At 61.0% G+C, this 6,691-nt stretch carries 8 protein-coding genes; 5 read left to right on the top strand and 3 right to left on the bottom strand.

Annotation, left to right across the window (positions count from 1 at the left end; all coding sequences use genetic code 11):
* On the top strand, positions 1-200 hold a 200-nt coding region (locus Q0341_RS01410; RefSeq protein ID WP_299510044.1), incomplete at its 5' end, for a DUF3427 domain-containing protein.
* Here Q0341_RS01410 and fic read toward each other — a convergent pair.
* On the bottom strand, positions 197-1,312 hold the full coding sequence (fic, locus tag Q0341_RS01405) for a protein adenylyltransferase Fic (protein WP_299510042.1): 1,116 nt from the start codon (positions 1,310-1,312) through the stop codon (positions 197-199). The two genes, Q0341_RS01410 and fic, sit on opposite strands and share 4 nt — an antisense overlap.
* Positions 1,313-1,642: 330 nt before the next feature.
* Between fic and Q0341_RS01400 the strand changes: the two genes are divergently transcribed.
* The 4 genes from Q0341_RS01400 (at position 1,643) to Q0341_RS01385 (ending at position 5,541) form a co-directional block, all read left to right on the top strand.
* Positions 1,643-1,840: a hypothetical protein gene (locus tag Q0341_RS01400; protein ID WP_299510041.1), complete on the top strand. Its 198-nt coding sequence runs from the start codon at positions 1,643-1,645 to the stop codon at positions 1,838-1,840.
* A 138-nt stretch (positions 1,841-1,978) separates the two neighbouring features.
* The gene (locus Q0341_RS01395; protein ID WP_299510040.1) at positions 1,979-2,386 is read left to right on the top strand and encodes a hypothetical protein; all 408 of its coding nucleotides are present in this window, start codon (positions 1,979-1,981) and stop codon (positions 2,384-2,386) included.
* 106 nt (positions 2,387-2,492) lie between these two features.
* Positions 2,493-4,562 (top strand): ATP-dependent DNA helicase RecG, encoded by a 2,070-nt coding sequence (gene recG / locus Q0341_RS01390; protein WP_299510038.1) that lies wholly within the window; start codon positions 2,493-2,495, stop codon positions 4,560-4,562.
* 16 nt (positions 4,563-4,578) lie between these two features.
* Entirely contained in the window at positions 4,579-5,541 is a 963-nt protein-coding gene (locus tag Q0341_RS01385; protein WP_299510036.1) for a LysR substrate-binding domain-containing protein, read from the top strand.
* Here Q0341_RS01385 and Q0341_RS01380 read toward each other — a convergent pair.
* Together Q0341_RS01380 and Q0341_RS01375 are read right to left on the bottom strand one after the other, a co-directional pair.
* Positions 5,502-6,359: an EamA family transporter gene (locus Q0341_RS01380; RefSeq protein WP_299510046.1), complete on the bottom strand. Its 858-nt coding sequence runs from the start codon at positions 6,357-6,359 to the stop codon at positions 5,502-5,504. The two genes, Q0341_RS01385 and Q0341_RS01380, sit on opposite strands and share 40 nt — an antisense overlap.
* A gap of 17 nt (positions 6,360-6,376) precedes the next feature.
* Positions 6,377-6,691: nitrile hydratase accessory protein (locus Q0341_RS01375; RefSeq protein ID WP_299510035.1), on the bottom strand; the 315-nt coding region annotated here is incomplete at its 5' end.

Below are 6,691 nucleotides of genomic sequence, written 5' to 3'. Positions count from 1 at the left end.
AGAACGCCACCGACCCGACCAGCAAACGCGGCCAAGAGATCATCCGCCACGCCGCTTTGGGCATCGACATCCATTTGTTTGTGCGCAAAAACAAGCTGGCCGCAGGCAAAGCGGCCCCCTTCACCTACCACGGCCGCGTGGTCTACGAATCACACCAGGGCAGCCAGCCTATGAGTGTGGTGTTTGGGTTGACCGCCTAGTACGCTTGAAACCCGTTGCTGTCCCGGCTGAGCAATTGCATCAATTTGGGGTGAATGAAGAGCTTTTCTTTCCCATGGGTCATCTCGCGCAGCACACCCAAGGCCACGAGCTCTTTCAAATACCGCGATGCGGCTTGCCTTTGACCAATATGCTTGTCCACGAGGTTGCCAATTCGGCAGTAGGGCTGTTCAAAGATCACATCGACCAGCTCGCGGCTGTAGATTTTGGGCAAGCTCAGCCGTACGTGTTCGGTGGTGTGTTCGGCCAACTGCCGGATGGCCGCGATCTTTCCGGTGGTCCATCGCGATGTTTCTTCCACCGCTTTGAGCATGAACAAGACCCAAGGCTCCCAAGCCTGGTCCCGTGTGACTTCCAGCAAAAGGCGGTAATAGTCGGCTTTGTTCGCGATGATGTGCCGGCTCAAATAGAGGATGGGCAGGTTCAGCAGCTCTTGCTGGAGCAGAAACAGGATGTTGATGACACGGCCTGTGCGTCCGTTGCCGTCCGTGAAGGGGTGAATGGCTTCAAATTGGTAATGCCCAACGGCCATTCGTATCAATGGGTCCAGTTCGGTTTCGTTGTGCAGAAACCGTTCCCAGTTGGCCAGCAGGGTTCGCAACCGGTCTTCCCCTTCCGGCGGTGTGTAGATCACTTCGCCCGTCCGGTCGTTGGTCAGTTGGGTGCCGGGTGTTCGTCGGATATCCATGTCTGCACCTTTGAGGGTGCGACAAACTTCAACGGCAGTGGCCGTGCACAGTGGCCTGGATTGGAGTGACCGATAGCCATGGTGCAGTGCGGTTCGGTAACGCAAGGCTTCTTTGGTGGCGTGATCGGCTTGCCCATCGCCATCCGCGTGTTGGAACAGCTGGTCGGTGGTGGTGACGATGTTTTCGATTTCCGAGCTGTCTTTGGCCTCCAGCAGCGGAATCGTGTTGATGAGCATGGTCTGGTTGGGGATCAGCTCGGCGGCTTGTTTCAGCTCGGCCAATGCAACGCGGGCCGTAATGCAGGCACGCAGCACTGCTTTGCTTTCCAGGTCGTGCCCCGGAGGCAGTGTCGGTAACTGGTTGTGCGCCCGATCTGGCTGCCAAACGGTTTCGATGTCGTACATGTACTTGGAATTGAATTATTGAAACATGTTTGAAGAATATGTTCTCAAGAGCGACACGTCAAGCAAACGTGTCGCAATAATTCAATTTTTCAAACATGAGAGCGCCTTTATGTTCTTGGCGAGTACACGTCACCCCAGTCATGTTGTCAAAATAAGGTTTTGACGACATGATTATTCGGATCTTTAAGGTGGGGTTCATCTCGCCCAGACCCTTGCAGCGCTGCGGCTGGTGGATCTGTCATGGTTTCAAAATTTTGATGCATGCGCGCTCAACTGCGGACAAACGCAAGCAGAAGTTGGTAGTCACCTTGGTCTGCAGCTCGCAGGACCATGTTGATTGTTCACACAGAGCTGTGTTCGCGTGCCAACTTTTCGATTGACTGGTCCAGCTCCAAGAAAATGGACTACCTCCAAGCTTTGACCCAAGAGCTGAAAACGCCTGACCAGGGTTTGCTGGATGGTTATTTCAAACCTCTGATTCGAAAGTTGCCTGAACTGAGGCAGCAACTTGAGCAGTTCGGGCGTTGACACGTCGCCCAAATGTAGAAACGCTGGTGCTGGGCTACAGGGTCAAGACCACAAAATTGTGATAAATAAAGATTTAATTTAACAAAATATTTGATTTGTATTTACATTGGCAAGGCCGTACAGGCTTATTTTCAGGGGGTGTCAACACTCACCGAAACCCAATCGTTCGCTTTGCGACTGCGCCAGTCTTTGGAAGACAGTGGCGTTAGCACTTCTCCGACGGTGGTCGCCAATGAGTTCAACCTGCGGTATTGGGGCCGCAGCATCACGTCCCACACCGCTCGAAACTGGCTGTTGGGCAAGGCGATACCCACCCAAGACAAGCTTCGCGTTTTGGCCGAATGGCTACAGGTCAGCCCAGATGCGTTGCGGTTTGGCCAGCCTCATGCCAGCCTGCAAGTCAGTGAGCACTCCATGTCTGAACAGGGCCTGAACATGGTGGACAAAGAGCAGATGATCCGCTACCTGGCCTTGCCCATGGCGGACAAAAAGACCGTGCGCGATGTGACCACTGCCCTGACTTTGGCCCGCCCAGTCAAAACCTGAGCCGCCGATCGCGGCAAGTGCGTGTTGCCTTGTATGGCTGCCGCGCCTGCACCAGGGCTCGTTGGCCTCGGGTGTCAGGCCGGGCCAGTCGCGGCACAATCGGGCCATGCCAGCCCCACCACCCTCGCCTGTCGCCAAAACGCTCAGCGCACCCCAAAAGGCGCTGATCAAGCTCGGGCTCAAGCGCGATATTGATCTGGCGCTGCACCTGCCGCTGCGTTACGAGGACGAGACCCGCATCGTGAAGCTGCGCGATGTGCGCGAGGGCGACACGGCGCAGATCGAGGCGACGGTGACGGCGTGCGAGATCACGCTGCGCCCGCGCCGCCAGTTGCTGGTGACGGTAGACGACGGATCGGACACCTGCGTGATGCGGTTTTTCAGCTTTTACCCTTCGCACCAAAAGGCGCTGGCGGTGGGCAACCGCATTCGGGCGCGGGGCGAGGTCAAGGGCGGCTTCATGGGGCTGACCATGATGCACCCCAATTTTAAGGCGGCGGGTGGCAACTTGGCCGAGGCGCTGACGCCGGTGTACCCGACCGTGGCGGGGCTGGCGCAGGCGTATTTGCGCCGCGCCGTGATCACCGGGCTGAACCATGCTGACCTGAGCGAGACCATGCCCGCAGGCATTGCTTGGCCGGACCCGCGTGGCGCTTGGACGCTGCGCGATGCGTTGCAGTTTTTGCACCACCCCACGCCCGATGTGTCGCTGGCCGCTTTGGAAGACCGCAGCCACCCGGCCTGGGTGCGCCTGAAGTGCGAGGAGTTGCTGGCGCAGCAGTTGTCGCAACTCACCGCCAAGCGCGAGCGCGATTTGTTGCGCGCACCGGCGCTCAAGCTCAAAGGCCAGGGTTTGCCCGGCCAGCTGCTGGCCGCCCTGCCCTTTGGCTTGACGAATGCCCAGCAGCGCGTGGGCCGCGAAATTGCCAAAGACCTTGCCCGCAACGTGCCGATGCACCGCTTGCTGCAAGGCGATGTGGGCGCGGGCAAAACGGTGGTGGCGGCGCTGGCGGCCATGGTGGCGATTGACGCGGGCTGGCAATGCGCTTTGATGGCCCCGACCGAGATTTTGGCCACCCAGCACTTTGCCAAATTGGTGGGCTGGCTGGAGCCGCTGGGCGTGAAGGTGGCTTGGCTGATTGGCAGCCAGAAGAAGAAAGAGCGCGCCACCATGCTGGCCCTGATCGAGTCGGGTGAAGCGGCGCTGGTGGTGGGCACGCACGCGGTGATTCAGGAGCATGTGAAGTTCAAAAACCTGGCGCTGGCCGTGATCGACGAGCAGCACCGCTTTGGTGTGGCCCAGCGCCTGGCCTTGCGCAGCAAGATGCAGGCCCCCGGCATGGAGCCGCACATGCTGATGATGACGGCCACCCCGATTCCGCGCACGCTGGCCATGAGCTATTACGCCGATCTGGATGTGTCGGTGATCGACGAGCTGCCGCCCGGGCGCACGCCCATCGTGACCCGCGTGGTGTCTGACCACCGCCGCCACGAGGTGGTGGAGCGCATTGGGGCGCAGCTGCAGCAGGGTCGGCAGGTGTATTGGGTGTGCCCGCTGATCGAAGAAAGCGAAGCACTGGACCTGACCAACGCCACGCAAACCCACGCTGACCTGAGCGAAGCGCTGCCGGGCGTGATGGTGGGCTTGCTGCATTCGCGCATGCCCGTGGCCGAAAAGAAGGCGGTGATGGAACTCTTCACCGCGGGCGTGATGGGTGTGCTGGTCAGCACCACGGTGATCGAGGTGGGGGTGGACGTGCCCAATGCTTCGCTGATGGTGATCGAGCACGCCGAGCGCTTTGGCCTGAGCCAGCTGCACCAGCTGCGTGGCCGGGTGGGCCGGGGCGCGGCGGCGTCGGCCTGCGTGTTGCTTTATGGCACGCCCGAGGGCGGACGCCTGAGCGAAACAGCCCGCGAGCGGCTGCGCGCCATGGTGGAGACGAACGACGGCTTTGAGATCGCTCGGCGCGATTTGGAGATTCGCGGACCCGGAGAGTTTTTGGGGGCGCGGCAATCCGGGGCGGCTTTGCTGCGCTTTGCCGATTTGGAGACCGACGGCCATTTGCTGGACTGGGCGCGGGCGCTGGCACCGCAAATGCTGGAACGGCAGGCGCACTTGGCCGAGCGCCACATTGGCCGGTGGTTGGGCGGGAAATCCGAGTTTCTGAAAGCTTGATGTTTAAATAGCGCCCATGACCCTGACCGAACTCAAATACATCGTGGCGGTGGCCCGAGAAAAGCATTTTGGCAAGGCCGCCGAGGCGTGCTTTGTGTCGCAGCCTACGTTGTCGCTGGCGATCAAAAAACTCGAAGAAGAGTTGGAAGTCAAGCTGTTCGAGCGCAGCGCCAGCGAAGTGACGGTCACACCCTTGGGCGATGAAATCGTGCGCCAGGCGCAAAGCGTGCTGGAGCAAGCCGCCGAGATCAAGGAAATTGCCAAGCGCGGCAAAGACCCGCTCGCCGGCACCATGCGGCTGGGTGTGATCTACACCATCGGGCCGTATTTGTTGCCCGATTTGGTGCGCCAGATCATCACCGACATGCCGCAAATGCCGCTGATGCTGCAAGAAAACTTCACTGTGCGCTTGCTGGAGATGCTGCGCACGGGCGAGATCGATTGCGCGATTTTGGCCGAGCCCTTTCCCGAGTCGGGCCTGGCCATTGCGCCGCTTTACGACGAGACGTTCATGGCCGCTTTGCCGCTGAACCACCCGCTGGCCAAAGAGGCCCACATCACCCCCGAGCAGCTGAAGAACGAGACCATGCTGCTGCTGGGCACGGGCCATTGCTTTCGCGACCATGTGCTGGAGGTGTGCCCAGAATTTGCGCGCTACGCCAGCCAGACCGATGGCATCCGCAAGACCTTTGAAGGCTCGTCGCTGGAGACCATCAAACACATGGTGGCGGCCGGCATGGGCGTGACGCTGGTGCCGCGCTTGTCGGTGCCCGAGCTCAAGCCCATGCACAAGCGCTCAGGCGGGCGGCACGAGTCGCCCGTGCGCTACTTGCCCATCGTGGACCCGGCGGGCGGCAAGCCACCCACGCGCCGCGTGGTGCTGGCTTGGCGGCGCAGCTACACCCGCTACGAAGCCATTGCCGCCATGCGCAACGCGATTTACGCTTGCCCGTTGCCGGGCGTGACCCGCTTGTCCTGACCGCTCGACCAGGCCGTGCCCATGGACGCGGCCATGACCAGCGCAATGGCCAGGCCTTGCAGCGGCGTCAGCCGCTCGGCCAACACCAGCCAACCGGCCAAGGCTCCCACGGCGGGCTCCAAGCTCAGCAAAATGCTGAAGGTGTTTTTGGGCAGATGGTGGAGCGAGAACATCTCCAGCGCATAAGGAACAGCGCTCGACAACAAAGCCACGGCCAAGCCCGCCAAGAGCCATTGCGGGTTGAGCAAGGCATTGCCCGCGTGCCACACGCCAACCGGGGCCACCACCAGCGCGGCCGCCAGCAGGCCCATGGGCGTGGCCATGGCCCCGTAGCGCAGCGCCACGCGCTGGCCAAACACGATGTACAGCGCCCAGCAAATGCCCGCCATGAAGGCGAACACCATGCCCGTCACATCGAGCGCGGTGGCCGCATCGGCCCCTGGCAGGGGCAGCAACAGCGCCAGCCCCGCCACGGCGAGCGCCACCCAGAGCCAGTCGCTGGCTTTTTTTGAGGTCCAGACCGCCACGGCCAGTGGGCCAATGAATTCGATGGCGATCGCCACGCCAAAGGGGATGGTTTTGATGGCGCTGTAAAACAGCAAGTTCATGACGCCCAACGTGACGCCGTACAAGCCCAGCGGCAAGGCGTCGGCCCAAACCCACTTGCGCCGCCAAGGCCTGAACACGGCCATCAGCATGAGCATGGCAAACACGATGCGGTAAGCGGTAGTGCCCTCGGCCCCCAGTGCGGGAAACAGACTTTTGGCAAACGAGGTGCCGACCGCCAAGGACACCAAGCTGCACAACAAGGCCAGCATGGCCCACAAACGCAGGTTCAAATGGGGCCTCTTTCTGTGGGGCTCAGCACGATGGGCTGGCCATGCGGCGTGCGCTCGGCCGCATCGGCCCAGGCGTGTTCCAGCGCGTGGATTTGTTCGGGCGTGCCCAGTTGGCGCTCGATCACCAATTGTTCAAGGGCGTTGAGCCAGTGCGTGTAGTACAGACTGCCGTCGTTGGCCTCGCCCCGTGATTGGCCAGCGCGGATTTCCTGGGTCAGAGCGGCGGCCCATTCGGGCCAGGTGAAGACCCCTTTGTCATGCAGCTGCAAGGTCATGGCAAAGGCGTGGGCTTGCCAGGGCTCTTCAAAAAC

This window comes from uncultured Limnohabitans sp. (assembly GCF_937889215.1).
In the GTDB taxonomy this organism is placed as follows: Bacteria; Pseudomonadota; Gammaproteobacteria; order Burkholderiales; family Burkholderiaceae_C; genus Limnohabitans_A.
This window is presented reverse-complemented; position numbering and strand designations above follow the sequence as displayed.

Bases quoted from the DNA above. Each gene is read 5' to 3' on its own strand.
- fic (WP_299510042.1), bottom strand. From the start codon at position 1,312: ATGTACGACATCGAAACCGTTTGGCAGCCAGATCGGGCGCACAACCAG.
- Q0341_RS01400 (WP_299510041.1), top strand. From the start codon at position 1,643: ATGTTGATTGTTCACACAGAGCTGTGTTCGCGTGCCAACTTTTCGATT.
- recG (WP_299510038.1), top strand. From the start codon at position 2,493: ATGCCAGCCCCACCACCCTCGCCTGTCGCCAAAACGCTCAGCGCACCC.
- Q0341_RS01385 (WP_299510036.1), top strand. From the start codon at position 4,579: ATGACCCTGACCGAACTCAAATACATCGTGGCGGTGGCCCGAGAAAAG.
- Q0341_RS01380 (WP_299510046.1), bottom strand. From the start codon at position 6,359: ATGCTGGCCTTGTTGTGCAGCTTGGTGTCCTTGGCGGTCGGCACCTCG.